General features: G+C 52.5%; 15 protein-coding genes. 8 read left to right on the top strand and 7 right to left on the bottom strand.

The genetic code is table 11. The annotated features are described in order from the left end of the window. Positions 1–13: 13 nt before the first annotated feature. Complete coding sequence (locus tag ACR0NE_RS09230; protein ID WP_170594526.1) at positions 14–595, bottom strand: L,D-transpeptidase; 582 nt, start codon at positions 593–595, stop codon at positions 14–16. A 769-nt stretch (positions 596–1,364) separates the two neighbouring features. On the opposite strand from ACR0NE_RS09230, the gene ACR0NE_RS09225 reads away from it, so the two are divergent. Continuing rightward, positions 1,365–1,586 carry a helix-turn-helix domain-containing protein gene (locus ACR0NE_RS09225; protein ID WP_170595286.1) on the top strand — a complete coding sequence of 74 codons (222 nt, stop codon included), beginning with the start codon at positions 1,365–1,367 and terminating at the stop codon, positions 1,584–1,586. A gap of 485 nt (positions 1,587–2,071) precedes the next feature. Here the strand turns inward: ACR0NE_RS09225 and ACR0NE_RS09220 are convergent, their stop codons facing one another. Then, positions 2,072–2,824: a hypothetical protein gene (locus tag ACR0NE_RS09220; RefSeq protein WP_170594524.1), complete on the bottom strand. Its 753-nt coding sequence runs from the start codon at positions 2,822–2,824 to the stop codon at positions 2,072–2,074. Positions 2,825–3,054: 230 nt separating this feature from the next. Here ACR0NE_RS09220 and ACR0NE_RS09215 point away from each other — a divergent pair, with 230 nt between their 5' ends. Next, a complete protein-coding gene (locus ACR0NE_RS09215; RefSeq protein ID WP_170594522.1) occupies positions 3,055–3,231 on the top strand; it encodes a hypothetical protein in 177 nt (58 codons plus the stop codon). Between the two features lie 209 nt (positions 3,232–3,440). On the opposite strand, the gene ACR0NE_RS09210 is transcribed toward ACR0NE_RS09215, so the two are convergent. Beyond that, positions 3,441–4,778, bottom strand: coding sequence for an adenylate/guanylate cyclase domain-containing protein (locus tag ACR0NE_RS09210; protein WP_170594520.1), 1,338 nt, complete (start codon positions 4,776–4,778; stop codon positions 3,441–3,443). Between the two features lie 312 nt (positions 4,779–5,090). Beyond that, a complete protein-coding gene (locus ACR0NE_RS09205; protein WP_170594518.1) occupies positions 5,091–5,957 on the bottom strand; it encodes an NAD(P)-binding domain-containing protein in 867 nt (288 codons plus the stop codon). Between the two features lie 102 nt (positions 5,958–6,059). Between ACR0NE_RS09205 and ACR0NE_RS09200 the strand changes: the two genes are divergently transcribed. The 3 genes from ACR0NE_RS09200 to ACR0NE_RS09190 all read left to right on the top strand — a co-directional run bounded on the left by ACR0NE_RS09200 (position 6,060) and on the right by ACR0NE_RS09190 (position 10,785). Further along, entirely contained in the window at positions 6,060–6,977 is a 918-nt protein-coding gene (locus tag ACR0NE_RS09200) for a LysR family transcriptional regulator (protein ID WP_480459598.1), read from the top strand. Positions 6,978–7,204: 227 nt separating this feature from the next. Further along, positions 7,205–8,959 (top strand): adenylate/guanylate cyclase domain-containing protein, encoded by a 1,755-nt coding sequence (locus ACR0NE_RS09195; protein WP_170594514.1) that lies wholly within the window; start codon positions 7,205–7,207, stop codon positions 8,957–8,959. Positions 8,960–9,051: 92 nt separating this feature from the next. Beyond that, positions 9,052–10,785 (top strand): adenylate/guanylate cyclase domain-containing protein, encoded by a 1,734-nt coding sequence (locus tag ACR0NE_RS09190; RefSeq protein WP_170594512.1) that lies wholly within the window; start codon positions 9,052–9,054, stop codon positions 10,783–10,785. A gap of 298 nt (positions 10,786–11,083) precedes the next feature. Here ACR0NE_RS09190 and ACR0NE_RS09185 read toward each other — a convergent pair whose 3' ends face one another. Continuing rightward, on the bottom strand, positions 11,084–11,845 hold the full coding sequence (locus tag ACR0NE_RS09185) for a VOC family protein (RefSeq protein ID WP_170594509.1): 762 nt from the start codon (positions 11,843–11,845) through the stop codon (positions 11,084–11,086). Between the two features lie 301 nt (positions 11,846–12,146). On the opposite strand from ACR0NE_RS09185, the gene ACR0NE_RS09180 reads away from it, so the two are divergent. After that, on the top strand, positions 12,147–12,761 hold the full coding sequence (locus ACR0NE_RS09180; RefSeq protein ID WP_170594507.1) for a LysE family translocator: 615 nt from the start codon (positions 12,147–12,149) through the stop codon (positions 12,759–12,761). 223 nt (positions 12,762–12,984) lie between these two features. Here ACR0NE_RS09180 and ACR0NE_RS09175 read toward each other — a convergent pair whose 3' ends face one another. Next, positions 12,985–13,779, bottom strand: coding sequence for an SDR family oxidoreductase (locus ACR0NE_RS09175; RefSeq protein WP_170594505.1), 795 nt, complete (start codon positions 13,777–13,779; stop codon positions 12,985–12,987). 171 nt (positions 13,780–13,950) lie between these two features. Then, positions 13,951–14,349, bottom strand: coding sequence for a hypothetical protein (locus ACR0NE_RS09170; RefSeq protein ID WP_170594503.1), 399 nt, complete (start codon positions 14,347–14,349; stop codon positions 13,951–13,953). A 62-nt stretch (positions 14,350–14,411) separates the two neighbouring features. Between ACR0NE_RS09170 and ACR0NE_RS09165 the strand changes: the two genes are divergently transcribed. Continuing rightward, on the top strand, positions 14,412–15,176 hold the full coding sequence (locus ACR0NE_RS09165) for a TetR/AcrR family transcriptional regulator (RefSeq protein WP_170594501.1): 765 nt from the start codon (positions 14,412–14,414) through the stop codon (positions 15,174–15,176). A 106-nt stretch (positions 15,177–15,282) separates the two neighbouring features. Next, the gene (locus ACR0NE_RS09160; RefSeq protein WP_170594499.1) at positions 15,283–15,906 is read left to right on the top strand and encodes a LysE family transporter; all 624 of its coding nucleotides are present in this window, start codon (positions 15,283–15,285) and stop codon (positions 15,904–15,906) included.

The raw sequence follows: 15,906 nt of genomic DNA, 5'->3' as shown, positions 1-15,906 counted from the left end.
GACTTGACCATGGTCAGATCAATTTTACCTGCGTGCCCACGGTGGCCAGTTCGAACAAGTCCGCGATCTGCTCATTGTACAAGCCGATGCAGCCATTGGAGGATCTTCTTCCGATCTTGCGTGTGTCGTTGGTGCCGTGGATCCGGTAGTATTGCCAGCTCAAATAAAGTGCATGTGTCCCCAGAGGATTCTCCGGACCCGGGCCCACATAGTCGGGCCAAGCGGGGTTGCGCTTTTTCATTGCTGGTGTCGGTCGCCAAGATGGCCCCTCAACCTTGCGAGTTACTGTGGTGTAGCCCAGCCTTGTAAGGTCTTCCGTCAGCGGCACGCTGGTTGGATACATCCGATAGACGCTCTCGTCTTCTGACCAATATTGCAGGACCTTGGACTGTGTATCGGACAGGATCACACCATTCTTAAGCGTATCAAAGTGATCCTGCCATTTAGCAACGCGGAATGAAGAAACATTGCGGCGCGTCCCCTCGGTTGTCATCGATTGGGCCCAAACGGCCGGTGCTGGAAAAAGAGTTGTCGCAGCAAACGCGGCAATCACTCCGCGTCGCGTAACAGCCTTTCTATCCCTGCTCGGTTTCATGCCTGCCACCCCAAACGTGTATTCTTGCTTTTCGACTCATTTGGGCTGTATGCCCGGTTCCCGCGCTGGAAGGTCAACAAACAACAGGTTTTGCGTAAGGGAAATTTCGTCTGGAATACTGCTGCCGTAGGCACATGGGGCGGTTTCAAAGGTGGCTTCAGATCGTCAAGCCATTGTGAAAATCCAACTTTTCTTAGACATAATGCCAGTTCGCTTTCAGAAAGAGCTTTGTTTTCTGCACCGATCAAACACAATAAAAGCAACGTTAACAATCGCTTAGATTCTGGTGAATTGATTTGATCAGCTGCCGGTGCGAAGGTATCAGATACTAAGAATGACAATCATGCTGGTCGAAGCACGATTCTTGTAGGAACTTGGGGACAGCAACCGCTGGGTAAGTTCGGATCGAAATTCGCGCCGCATGAACTACGCACAATCAGAGTCTCCACTTCATTGGCAAGTGGTTGATCGAAATGCGCAAATAACGCTTCCATTGCTTCGTCAGTGGTCCTACCGGGCGCTACGCAAAGGATTTAGTAGATTGGCTCCATGTGCTCATATTCGTCTGAAGTTAGTGTGTGTGGCTCTCGGGCAAACGCAAAACAGGGGGAAAAAGCTGCGTTGATTATATGTTTAGCAATTTTCATCATCCGCTCTTAGATATTTAATCTGACTTTCTAAACACTCTGAAAATGAGATTAGGAAATGTCCGAAGCATTAAACGGACACCAAAGCGGCCAAATCTTTCCGCTCGTCCGGGCATCTCGCGCTGATCTCCGCGCCTATCGCCGCCGACAAAGCCCAACGATACTCGCGGGCGAAGCTCGCCAAGAAGTTAAAGTGTCATCCGTTATTTATTACCAGGATTGAGATCGGCCAAAGGCGCATAGATGTGCCGGAACTTGTTATACTATCGCGCACACTTAGCATTTCCCCGGAGCAGTTCTTAAAATTTGTCGCAGACGCAACGCCACTCGACGAACGAATTTAAAGTGCTGCTCTATTAAAGGTTCATGGTTTGAACCTGCACCTGACGCTTGAAGAACTGCGCGGTACTCCAAAGCAAATGTTTGGAACAAATGCCATACACTAGGTCGTACAGATATGCCGAAGCAACTCGCTGGAGGTGCTTCGGTCGACAAGGCCAGTAAATTTCCTTCAGACAAGAAACGTAAAAGAGCTAGCGCTTCTTAGGTTCCGTCAGCAGGTCGGCAGATCGCAGTTAGAGGTCATTTGGTGACAACAATGGCCGTGTCACCTGAAGCACCACAACATCAAGTGAAGCGCCAACCCATTAGAACCCAGGACACACGGGTGTTTCTCTGAAAATAACGGGAAATTCTTGCCGTAATAAAAGTACCGGCGGCCAAATCACCCATACGACAAGGTCATTTCCGCCCACCGAAATAAGTCACTTGCCACAAAAAAAGACCGCTCAAAAGAGCGGTCTAGGTCGAAAATCTGTAGGTTTTGTCGTCAGAGGTCGGAGACTCGATAGAACTCGGCACCAGCAATCTCTGGGTCCCAAACAGGTCTAAGACCCTTGGCGGCCAATTTGTTGCGTAGGCGTTCGGGCTCACGATTCCAATATCCGTCAATTGTTGAGAGTTTTCGGAAGCGGCTCTCAAACTTGCGCAGGCTTTTGTAGTCTACCAGTTCGCGCATGACCCCCATATGGCGAACTTGTCCACAGGCTTCCAAGGCGAGCTGGCCATCCGGATCCTTTGATTGCAATAAGAACCGTACGGTATCCGCGATGACCCCTAGCTTTAGCGCAGCCTGAGAGACGGTAAGCCCCGCCCGTCCGGACTTTGCCCCAATCAAGAGAGCGACTTCTTCGAGGTTGACGAGTACTGATTGAAACTTGAGCTGCTCTGGTAGAAGCTCTACTTTTTGAAGGTGTCCATCTAGTAGCAAAGACAAGACTTCCATAGTGGGTGCTTTCAGAGCACCTGCTGTATCACCAATGTTTGACATACCTTCGCTTGGTTTAGCGACTGAGCGACCAGACCGGCGCATCGCTGCGATTAGTTTACTAAGGTCATTCACGTCGACGCCCTTGTGACGCCCGCTGGCGTCGCCATCATCTTGAATGACCGATCTTAGAATACCGCTCTTTAGTAATAGGGCGGCCTGAGGGCGGGAACATCCGATATGATGTGGAATCTTAGCGACCGGAATGGCCCGGATCAGCTTTTCAATGAGAGGTTCAGCGAGCTCGGCGGGCAAGGTTCTCCGTTCATCATCGTCCTCGCAGGCAAGAGGCAGAAGACCTGACTTTCGTAGCGCTAGTGCCGTTGTTCCATGGTTTAATCTGTATTTGGCTGACAGCGATGCCACAGTATGCCGTCGGGGCCGATCCACTACCGTACCAAGCAGATTTGTTCCGGCCGGTACGTGGAAGTATTATGCAAAGTTAGCCAATTACCCGAAAGCATCAGATACAGAGGGGAATGGGAATGTCAGAAGAAAGGCCCAATGAAACGACCGAAGAATTCGAGAAACGCCGCGAGGTAGACGCCATCACGGCGGCCTTTCTCCTCGTCAAAGCAGCTCAGTTCGCCTCAGAGGACGGGCTAACGCGAAAAAACATGAGCGCTGATGAGTGGGGAGAACTCGCTCCAAAGCAGGTTTAACAAGGGTAAGTGTTGCGGTTTTTGAAGTTGTGCGATAGGCCGCTCGCAGCCCGAAGCAGACATTCAAAACTAGGCTTTGCAAATCCCGAGAAGCGGACTTTCCTGTCATTCAGAGCGTGTTGAAAAAGGTCAGCTTTACCCAGGAAGCTGCTAGGATTGAAAGTACCAAACTCAACCTAGCACTCATCAACTCATCTTCGCGATCAGCTTCAATGAAGTTCCTGATGGGCTTCATACAATGACCACTCTCCCGGCAGACCCTTGAGTGATTGCTTTTCGATGAATGCAAGCTCGAGCTTGGAGCCAACAACCAGATCTTTCACTGTACCTGAAACCCGTATCTGGCTCGGTAATGCAGTGTCCATAATTCGCGCTGCAATGTGAACTGCCAGCCCGCCAATATCACCGCCACGTCGTTCACATTCTCCTGTGTGGATACCGGCCTTCACTTTTAACTTGGTATTGGCCAAGTCAGAGTTAATTGCGTTAGCACACTGAATTGCACGTGTCGGTCCTGTGAAAGCGGTGATGAACCCATCCCCCGTAGTGTTGATTTCAGAGCCATCGTAGATTCCCAGCTGTCGACGCACGATCTCATCATGTTGGTCTAGCAAGGCACGCCATTGATCATCACCCAAACTGGCGGCCAGTTCTGTGGAACCTACGATATCTGTCATCAATATCGTCAGCAGCACCCGCTCGCTTGGAGTGACGGTTTTTTGGCCCGTCGCAAACTCTTCGATTTCGTTTATTACCCGGTCCTGATCTCCATACCAGACCAGGTGATCAATGCCGGGAACGAACTTCAAAACCGAATTGGGAATAAGGTCGGCCACGAATTGCGCCTCATCTTTTGGATGCCAGACATCATTTTCGCGATTAACTATGAGCGTAGGGGCATCGATCAGTGGTAAGATTTCACGAATGTCGAGCTCCGCGTTCAATCGGGTTATTAGCTCCGCAGTTTTTGGACTTGCCGAATTGCGCATGTAGCCGCCCCACCACTCACATGCCTCAGCATCTTTTGCCATACTTGGCGCGGCTTCATCGAGCCCAAATGCACTTCCCCAGTTTTCGCGGAGATAGCTGATCGTATTCTCAGTAGCCTGCTGTGTCGGCGCCCAAGGGTAGTCTGGAGCCCAACTACCTTTAGCTGATGTTCCACTCAAAATGACAGCTCGTGTACGCTCTGGGTAAGTAGCTGCGAATAATGCACTTATGTTGGCGCCTTCTGATACACCAAGTAACACTGCCTGATCCGAACCGATGGCATCGAGCACAGCGGTGATGTCCTCAATGCGTTGCTCCAGCGTTGGAAAGCCAACATTGCGCTCAGAAAGACCAGTCCCACGCTTGTCGTAGAAAATCAGTCGGCAAAACCGGCTGAGTTTGGATAGAAAATTCGCATAGTGCGGGCTTTGCCAAGCATATTCGATATTGGTCAGCCAACCTTGGCTATACACAACATCTATAGGTCCATCGCCAATCACCTGGTACGCGATGGCAATGTCGTCTGCGAATGCATACTGAGTTTGCGGTTGTTTCATTGTCCGATTGAATAGGCTCTCCGGGCGCAAACCAACGTCCGAGCCCACCAGCTCAATTCATGCCAGACAAGTCCAATCGGATCAACTTCCTGCTTCGGGCGCCTAGCTTTATCTGACTGATAGTGGACTTTTCGTTCAGTTCGCTGCTTCATACACTTTGGGCTCGATGCCTCCGTTCGCGACCAAATGCATTATTGGCAGGTCACAGCCCAAACTAGACATTGGCGCCGAAACTTCGCAATCCCGTGTATGCAGCTTTGCAGCCGTTTTTTGTCCAAGTCGAACTACCATTCTTACAGAAATCGCCCGACGTTATCCGGCGTCCGCCATGTGCTCGACCAACGAGGTCAATTGTTTGTCCCCATATCCATCCGCCCACGCCGCTTTTGTGCGGTCATGCATCATTCGGATAAAGTCAGCTGGTGCATTCAGAGAAACGCAGGTCTTTAGCGCGTCCTCTTGGGCCAATGCGTAGACTTTCAACGAGGCTTCGGCGTCGTCATAGTCCTCGGTTGGAACGGTATGGACAAAGAGATCGTGGTAGTCATTTACCAGCTTGATCGTCGCAGGAAGTTGATCGGCATAGACCTGCATAGGAACACCAGCTTTCTGGCAAACCAGTGCGCCGTATATCATCCCAAACATGAACCCTTGCCGGACAGTGAAGAGACCAGCAAAAAGTGCTGCAAGAGCTGCGGGTTTCTCACCGACTTGAGCGGACTTTCCCCCAAGAGACCTTATCACTTCGCCGTAGCGATCCCAAGTTCCGGCACTGCCCACGGTAAGGATGGTGGTGTCGCTGCTACCGATGCCGGAAGGGTATGCATTGATCATGCCCAGCATGTAGTCTGCGTTTTTTTCGCTGAGAAATGAGACCAGTGAATCAGCATCGGACGTGTCGCCGGTGCTCATGTCGCAGATTGTTTTCCCCTTCAACGATACACTTAGACCGCTGATCAAATCGACAGTTTCCTTGTGACTTTTGATACAGACGATGACGAAATCGGACGCGGCAACAGCATCTTCCGGCGATACGCAAATAACTGCACCTACCTTTGCAAACGGCTTTGTCTTTTCAGGTGTCCGATTCCAGACGCAGACGCTGTAACCTAATTTGAGCAGGCAATGCGCCAGCGCAGAACCCATGTTGCCCAATCCGAGTACCGCAAGCGTTTCCATGGTTCCCTCCTGTTCTGGTCATTGGTGTTTCACGTCAACATGCGTGAGAATTGAGAAATCGCGAAGTTGTAAATTTTTCTGTATTGTAAGATTTTCTGACTTATGGATTGGCACACGTTACCTTCGTTGACGTCTCTCAGAGCCTTTGCCGCCGCCGCAGAGTTTAGAAACTTGACCCGCGCAGCAGAGGCGCTGAATGTGACCCATTCCGCGGTCAGCCAACAAATCCGAGGCCTGGAGCAGCACCTAGGAACCCAGCTTGTTACTCGGACGCGACACGGTATCGCTCTGACTGCACAGGGAGAATTCTTAGCGGCAGGTCTGCATGAAGCATTCGCCTCAATGACGTCCCTGACTGAGAGCATATCAAGTGCAGAGGCGGTTCGCCCGCTGGTAGTCAGTGCGACACCGATGTTTTCAAGCGCATTCCTCATGCCGCGTCTATCGGCATTTGTTCAGGAGTTCCCGGATATTGAGCTTCGGATCGACTCAACAATCCAAGCTGTCGACCTCAAACCAGGGGGCATTGACATAGCCATTCGATACGGCACCGGGCGCTGGTCGGGACTGATCTCGCAAATGTTGCTACCTGGCTGTCTGACAGTGGTCGCTGCAAAAGAATTGATTGGGGAACGAGTGCTCAAAGACCCAATTGAATTGCTCGACTTTACTCTTCTTCAGGAGCAGGCTTCGGTCGAATTTGACCTGTGGTTGGAAAAGGTTGGAGTACCACCCGATGCCGATAGGAGAGTTGTTCGCCTGCCGGGCAACATGCTGCTTGATGGAATCCGCCGGGGTGATGGTGTTGGGGCGACGGTTCCGGCATTCATCTCTGATGAATTGAAGTCTGGAGATCTCGTGGCGCTATTCGATGATCCAATCCCGCAGATCGGATATCACCTCGTCACGCTGCCTGGACCAGTTCGCCCAGCGGCAAAGGTGTTTCAGAAGTGGCTTTCGAACTCAATTACCGAATATGAGAAAAGCCTTTTCAGATGGACGCCTGCTCACTTGATATAACTGTAATAGGTGTTCAACTCGAATGGATAGCAACTACCCAAACCGGCCATGACCTTTTGCAAGATGAGGTTAAAAAGGCCGTTTGCGGTGTGAGCTCTTCAAGCAGACGTATCGCAGCGCTTCCCAACGCTGAAGCCGACTTCAAGCAAAGTCAGAAGTCAGTCCTGTGCACTTTCGCATGGTCTAAACACGTAGCGACCAGTATGAAAAAGAAAAGAGGACAATACTTGGAGCGAAAGCTGGCGGCCATCCTGATTGCTGACCTTGTCGGCTTTACCGCCCGAATGGAGCGGGACGAGAAAGGCACGCTCGAAGTCCTCTCAGCGCACATTGACGAAACCTTTATTCCGCTTGTTGGTCGGCATCACGGTCGCATTGTCAAACAGATGGGTGACGGTCTGCTCGCCAAGTTCGACAGTGCTGTCGATGCCGTTTCATGCGCGGTTGAACTGCAAAATTCGCCAGTGGTGGGCTCCGACCCACTTCGCTTTCGCATCGGTGTCACTCTTGGCGACATTATCATGCGCGACGGAGATGTTTTTGGATCCGGTGTGAACCTTGCGTCTAGGTTGGAGCAGCTTGCCCCACCCGGCGGTGTGTTGGTGTCTGACGCTGTATATCGTGTGGTCGGGAACCGTATACCGGTCGCCTGGGAGGATGCTGGTCAGCACACGGTAAAGAACGTTGCCGAACCGGTACATGCTTGGCGCATTGGCGGGTTAAGCGCAGTATGTGCTGAACCGCCTCGGCCTGAATCATCAGGAAAAGCCACTATTGCGGTCCTGCCTCTACACAACATGAGCGATGACCCCGAGCAGGCCTTTTTTAGCGACGGGATTGCGGAAGACATTATTGTGGGCTTATCGCGTTTTCGAACGCTCAAGGTTGTTTCCAGAAATGCGTCTTTCAGGTTCCGGACACAGGACACAGATCCAGCCAAAATCGCGGAGGCTCTCGGCGCAGATTACCTGGTTGAAGGCAGCGTGCGGAAGGCTGGCAGCCGCGTGAGGATCTCGGTACAGCTCGCTGACGCCCGTACAGGTACTCAACTTTGGTCGGATCGATACGACCACGAACTGGAGGACGTTCTGGCGGTACAAGACGAGGTGGCCCGAAGTATCGTCGCAGTGTTGCCAGGCAGGGTCCAGCACGATGTTGTCGACCGTTCGACACAGAAACCAACGGATCAGATGAAGGCCTATGAGCTGATGCTAAAGGGCAAGGCACTACGCGACGGCTTGAACGCACGAGATACGGCCAAGGCGAGAGCGTTGTTGGAACGAGCGGTCGCGCTCGATCCGACCATCGCGCGATCTTACATGTATCTTTCGGACACGTATGTCATAGACTTGTGGCTTGGTCTGGCAGACGCTGACGCACCGGCCCACACGTTGAAGATCGCCCGAAAGGGCGTGGCACTGGATAACCGGGACGTCTACATTCAAGACCAGCTTGGGTTTGCTTATCTCTGTGCCGGGCTGTGGAGCGAGGCCGAAGCGCAATTCAACAAGACACTTTCCATGATAGAAAGCGAGGCGGAGTCGATGGCTTGGTGTGGCTATGCTTTCCTACTGCTCGGCCAGCACGAAAAGGCGCGCGACGTAGTTTCGGAAGCTATGGCGCTGGACCCGCTACATCCGCCTGCTATCGACTGGATTATGGGGCAGGTCGAATTTTTCAACGGTAACTATGAAGCAGTGCTTGGTTTTCTGATGGGGGCAGCGCGGCTTAACTCGCTGGCCACTGCCTTTGTCGCCGCGTCTTACGCGCAGCTCGGACGACAACGAGACGCCTCCGACGCGTTGCGAGAGTTCGTCACCGAACGTCACGATGAGTTCACAAGTCGAGGTATTGTGGTTGAGGATGACACGGTCAATAGCCTTGCCCGCGGGTTTCGGTCTATGTGGCGGCGACCGGATGATTTTGAACGTTTTGCCGATGGGTTAGCGGCGGCAGCCCGAATTCGCCAAGCGTTGCCTTAGTTTTTTGCCAAACGCGGCCGCTCTATCATCAACTGTACTGCATGGATTTTGCGCCCCATCGGGTCTAACGTTGCCCTGTGGAGGAACGGAAATTGGACCGCAAGCTGACCGCCATACTTTCCGCCGATGTTGTTGGCTTTTCCAAACTTATGGAAGACGACGAGGAAGGCACGCTGGGACGCTTGAAGTCACATCGACTGGAAACATTCGATCCGACGGTCAGCGAACATAACGGCCGTATTATCAAGCTGATGGGTGATGGTGCGCTGGTGGAGTTTGCCAGTGTTGTGGATGCTGTGAATTGTGCAATGGCCGTCCAGTCAGCGCTGGTGCAGTGCGGTGGCCCAATCCGCCTACGCATCGGGATCAATCTCGGTGATGTTATCATTGATGGGGACGACATCTATGGCGACGGTGTCAATATCGCTTCGCGGCTGGAGGCGTTGGCAGAACCCGGCGGCGTTTGTGTGTCCGATATTGTCCAACAAGCCGTGCGCATGAAAACCGGGCCGATCTTCAGAGATCTTGGTGAGCAAAATCTGAAAAACATTGCCCAATCGGTGAGAGCTTGGCATTGGTCCGCACCAAATGAGCAAGACGCAATCGAACCCACCGCCGACAGTACGCAATCGGCATCCGAAAAACCATCGATTGCTGTTTTGCCTTTTGACAATATGAGCGGCGATCCCGAGCAAGAGTATTTTGCAGACGGGGTCAGCGAGGACATAATCACCGCGCTATCACGCATTCGCTGGTTGTTTGTAATTGCCCGCAATTCAACGTTTGTTCACAAGGGCAAGGCGGTGGATGTGCGTCGGTTGGCACAAGAGCTTGGCGTTCGTTACGTGCTTGAAGGCAGTGTCCGAAAAGCCGGAAACCGGGTTCGCATCACCACACAGCTGATTGATGCCGAAAGTTCCAATCACCTTTGGGCCAACCGTTACGACCGGGAGCTCGATGACATTTTCGCACTGCAAGATGAGATTACTGAGACAATCGTTGGCAGTATCGATTCAGAACTGCGCGGCGCTGAGCAAGACCGGGCGAAGCATAAGCCAACTTCAGATCTCAACGCTTGGGACCTGTATCAACGGGGAAACTGGCATCTAAATCGCTTTACCAAGCAAGGCAATGAAAAGGCTCGTCAGTTGTTTGAGACGGCCACGCGGGCTGATCCGAATTTTGCCTTGGCTTACGCCGGCTGCGCTCTTGTAGGCGTCTCAGACGTCATAATGCGAATTGCCGACCAGTCTTCCGAGACTGTGAAGAATGCCATAAGATTGGCGGAAAAAGCGAAGGCTTTGGACGACCGTGAAGCTTTGACCCATTACGCACTCGGCCGGGCGTTCTGTCTTGCTGGGGACACGGATTCAGGGATCGCCAGCCTGGAAAAGGCCATCGCGCTCAATCCAAACTTTGCCCTAGCACATCACGGCATGGCCTTCGCGCTGAAAGCCGGAGGGCGTGCGGAGGACTCGCTGGCTCATGTGGCCATGGCCATTAAACTTAGTCCCAACGATCCCTTGTTATGGACGTTCTATGTCAACAACGCATCAGCTCACTATCAATTGAAAGACTACAAGCTTGCAGAACACTGGGCGGGCAAAGCCGTTAGAGAAAACGAGCGTGAGTATTGGCCAAACTTGTTCCGAGCAGCAGCACTGGCGCAACAAGACAATTTAGATGAAGCCCGCGCAGCCGTTACCAAAGCTCTTGCTCTCAACCCCGAATTCTCGCTGTCATTCGTCGCCCAAAGTTTGCCCGGCTACAATCAAGACTACTTTGAACATTTGGTAGAGGGGCTGCGAAAAGCCGGAGTGCCGTAGTGACCGGTTTGGAGTAGTCGACATTTTCTGCAACGAGCATGACTGACCGGTCGCAGCCCGAAGCAGCCATTCAAATCCGAGCCTTGCAATTCAAGGTTAGCGGACTTTGCAAACACGCGCCCCCAATGCCCATGTCATTACGGCGCCCTGTTGACGAGGTTCTCTGATCCTGATGAAGGGTCGTGGGGAAATGAGCGGCACTTCCTGCCGACCAATCAAATTGTCGAAGCAGACAAAACGAACAAGTGTTGATGAGCCGAAATGCGTTCAGGCGGGTCATCCTCGGGTTGGCCCCAAATCAGTCCTGTGACTGTACAAGAAAGAATAGCGCACCATTCGGATCGTAAAAGACCGGGCGGCGTGTGCGATCCGGATCATTCGTGTCGATCTTGGCTAGTTTTCCACCCAATCGTTCCACGTCACGACAAGCGGCAGTGACATCTTCAACTTTGATACTTGGAATCCAGCGAGCAACTTCTTGTTCCTGAGGCAGCCCATGCAACTGCTCGGCAATTTCATCGCCGGACAGTAGCGAAATGGTGGTTGTTCGTTTTAGTTCGCTGTCGTACCCGGAAACCCATCCGAACAACTCCGAATAGAATTCACTAGGGAAATCTGCGGAACTCGATAGATACCCGTCTACTCCAAATTGCCGCTCCTGCACCGGATAGGAGTGTCTGGACAGGCAGATACCGACTAATGCTCCAAAAGGGTCCCTCAAAAGACAGTTGCGACCAACGCCCGGCACCTCGAATGGCGGTCTCACAACGGTTCCGCCGAGTCTCTCGACTGCTGACGCGGATTGGTTCACATCATCGACCTCCACATAGGCAATCCATCCGTCGTCGTAGTGTTGCGGTGTCTCGGCAATGCCTGCGCCAACCTCTTCTTGTGCTAAGGCGAGCACAAAGTCCTTCTCACCGCCGCCCCAGGCAAAATCCATCGCGTGCTCGGTCAAAAAGCTCCAGGAGGCAAGGTCTCGATAGAAGTCCATTGAGCGTGATCGGTCGCCCGTGAAGAGATCATGCCAAACGAATCGACCGACCTTGTTGCATGTCATGGCGGTGAGCTCCTATGATCCCCGCAATTAATACAGTACTGGCCTATTGTCGATTTGACCCAGGTCAACAACCAAGATCGCGTTTTTCTGAAACCCATGCTACTGATGGAAAGCCCCCATTCACTGAGGCCTGGCTTTCTGTGGGATTAACCTTCAACAGCCCTTCGCCGCTTTTTGTGTTCTTTGTTGCTCGCGACCCGATCCAAGCCTAATATTCCGTGCTTTGCAGTTCCAGCTTTTCGGGTTGAAGTTGGCCTTTGGACAATGACCGCTAAAGCTGCTCTCAAAAAAGGAATGTTCGATGGAGCCGAGTCTGATATTCGCACTGGTTGGTGCTACCGCTCTCCTGGTCGCCATTCCTGGGCCGAACGTAGCATTGATTGTTGCAAACACACTGGCTTACGGATTTCGCTTCGGCGCAATGACAGTGTTTGGCACCACTATTGGCGTGGCTTTGCAACTTTTGGTCGTCGTCTTGGGTTTGGCCGCGCTCCTCGAATTTGCAGCCTACGCTTTTCTTTGGCTGAAATGGATCGGAGTGGCTTATCTGGTCTATCTCGGCGTGACCACATGGCGTATGGGCATCGTGGACATCGAAAAACAAAGCGCCAGCGGTGAGCCGCTGACAGCACTCTTTTGGCAGGGTCTCCTACTCGCCACGATCAATCCAAAGACTTTAATATTCAACGCGGCATTCCTGCCTCAGTTTGTGGCTATCGGATCAGGTTCTTCTGCTTTGCTTTTTACCGCCGTGATCTATGTAGCCATCATCATGCTCGGTGATCTTGTGTGGGCCGCTTCTGCGCAGATGGCGCGACCCGCAATAGTTAAACTCGGACGATGGCGTCACAGGCTAACTGGTGTTCTTTTTGTTGGGTCGGGTATCGGTCTCGCTTTGGCCCGTGTTGATCGGTAAACGAATCTTTGGAACAGAAGTCAATTGCTTTGCCTTGTCTAGAGATTAGCATGGGTTCAGAGGTGTCATTCTCTGCTTCGCTGGTCAGCGCTTGTTGGTGATCCGAACCGGACACTGGTCTAGCTGCCAGCATGCCTATCCGTCGCAGCAATACCAAAGCCCACCTGCGCCTCCGTGCTAAAAAGTCCAGATTACCGCTCGATGCGCTAACTCCTTCCTGCCTTCACTCGTCAGGAATGGCGACAGACCCTGCAAGGATACCTCCATCAATGTTAAGCTCAGCGCCGGTCATGTAAGGGGTTTCGTCGGATGCAAGCATAACAGCCAGTGCAGCTACTTCTGACGCCTCTCCAAATCGCTGCAACGGTGTATCAGCAACGATTGCTGCCTCTCGTTTTGCGCGGTCTGCACCTTCGCCTAACAGTGGCTCCCACATTGGCGTCATGATTGCCGCCGGATGGATAGAATTGCAGCGGATGGCAAGACCCTGACTTGCACAATACAGTGCGACCGATTTCGTGTGATTTCGGATAGCAGCCTTTGAAGCGGCATATGCTGCCGCCATAGGCACACCTATGATGCCAGAGCGTGAAGAGATATTGATGATAGATCCGGTTTTCGCTGGGCGCATGGCACGAATAGCGTAGCGGCATCCGAGAAATGTCCCGTCACTGTTGGTGGCATGAACCGCGCGCCAGTCTGAAAGTGTTGCGTTCTCGGGATCATGTGCAGGAGGTTGTCCGTCTATGGATCCTTCAAATCCGGTGATGCCCGCGTTGTTCACAAGCACATCCAGAACTGGAAATTGTGCTTCGATAGCCTCCCAGTCCATCTCGGAAGACACATCCAGCTTTGCAAACTCCGCGCCTATTTCTTTGGCTGTTTTTCGACCAAGATCGACGTCTTTGTCAGTCAGAATGACCTTCGCTCCCTCGTCACAAAAAGAACGCGCAATTGCGGCTCCAATGCCGCGCGCACCACCTGTCACAAGGGCTGTCTTACTGTGCAATCTGGGCATGTTTTTTTCCGATCATTTGTACTCAGGCCGGTCAGGCGCGCCTGCTCAAGACTACCAGTCTTCCAGGTTCATCGTCATGCTGTGCTCGTTTGCCCTCACGCTTTCAGCACATCTCGACAGGTATTTGGTCTCCTAAGTGGCTCGTCAAATTCCCAACAGCATAATGTTTGATCAGTGTGAGTGGGACCGACGCACCTCCTGTAACGACTTCCAGTATCCATACATACACAAGGCAAAAATCGACACGTTGCCAACAAAGTCGAGCAGCATCCAATGAGTGAACATCTCAACGACAAAGACAAAATAATAGTTGAAGATGAAGAACGGGATCGAGCCCACCAATCCAAATACCAGGAAGGTGGTAGGCGTAAACCGCGCAAGGGCCATAATGGTGCCTGCCAGAACGGCTTGCGCGCCAAAGCATGCCAACAATAGTCGGCTCGTTTCGTTGCCCACGAAGTAATTTGGTTTGAAAACAAGCTGCTCGACAGTGCCCGGGAACATCAATGCCCAACCACCCAGTCCCAGAAAAACACCCGCAAGCATGCGTTGAATGTTGAGAGCCGACATAATTCGTTTCCTACCTAGAGGGATGACAAAGCCAAAGACCTCACCATGCCCTGCTGCATTGATTGCGTGATGCAACTCCGGGCATCCTGGAAGTTCCAGCTAGCCCAAATTGCCGACAATACACGCTGTTCAGATTTTTAATGACACTTACGTCAGTAACTTGTAGTTGGCAACAGGAGGTAATTGAGATTTCGGAACACACAGCAAAAACCAAGCGCCGTCGTCGCAAAGAGCACCGACCCGGTGAGATACGCCAGGCTGCACTGGAAGAGCTTCGCGAAAAGGGTCTTGCGGGGAGCACTTTTCAGGGAATTGCGCGTCGTGCCGGGATTTCCCGGACAACGGTGTATCTATACTTCAATTCCAAGATGGACATCTTTGAGGCAGTCGCGCGCGACACCATGGAACGCGCACTTGACGAAGCGGCTCATGCCATCGTCGAGTTTGAAGGGCCCTATGAAGAACTCTTTGAGAAGGTCATCGACCGGTTATACGATCAGCTTGTTGCGGGTGACGCGCGCTACATTTTCAAGGTCATGGTGGCCGAAGGTCACGATCACTCTGAAATTGTTGCCTTCTACCATCGTGAGATTTTTTCAAAAGGTGACGCGACCTTGCGCCGCCTGATCAGCGCCGGGGTCGAGCGTGGCGAGCTCAGCCAACAGGCTTCAGGTTTGGATCCGCGGACCATTATTGCGCCTGTAATTTTTGCAGGTATCTGGAGCCTGATTTTCAGCGAAATTGATCCCATGGATGTGGAAAAATTCAAGCGAGACCATGCAAGCATTTTTATGCGGGGCTTGCTCAAGCGAGAGGGCGAAAAATGAATTCAGGCACATACCAGTGTGTATTGGTAAATCAAACGCCGAGGATACCGGTTGCGCGAGGCGATTGGCGAGAAAAAGGTCGCTTTGGCGGATTTGGAGGCATGAAATGACGTACGAACTATGGCTGGTTTATTTGGCTGCTGCGGTTGGATTATCCCTGACCCCTGGTCCGAATGGGTTGTTGTCCCTGACACATGGGGCCTGTTACGGCTTCCGCCCGACTGTTTCCACCGTTTTGGGCGGAGCGCTTGGGTTCTTCCTTCTCATCGCGATTTCTCTGGCTGGCTTTGGCACCTTGCTCGCTGCATCGGAGCGGGCTTTTCTCGTCGCGAAATGGATCGGTGCCGCATATCTCGTTTATCTTGGTATTCGGGTCTGGCGCTCCGCACCCCCCGACTTTGGTGCGGCGACCAGTTTGACAAGAACGAATGATCTTGGGTCATACAAGATGTTCCAGCAGGGATTTCTTGTCGCCGTTTCAAACCCAAAGGGCCTCTTGTTCTTTGCTGCGTTCCTTCCACAGTTCATGGTTGCAGGATCGCCTTTCCTGCTACAGCTCGCTGTATTTGGCGGAACGTTCGTACTCGTTGAGGTCGTCTACGAGTTGTTGCTCGCAGGATTTGCGCAACGCATTGCGCCCTGGCTTGCCCGAAGCGGACGGTGGTTCAACAGGATCACCGGCGGCGCGTTTGTCGGAATCGGAGCGGCGCTCGCTTCGGCGCCGAAGTAG

The sequence above is a fragment of the Ruegeria sp. C9 genome, assembly GCF_056537585.1.
This window is presented reverse-complemented; position numbering and strand designations above follow the sequence as displayed.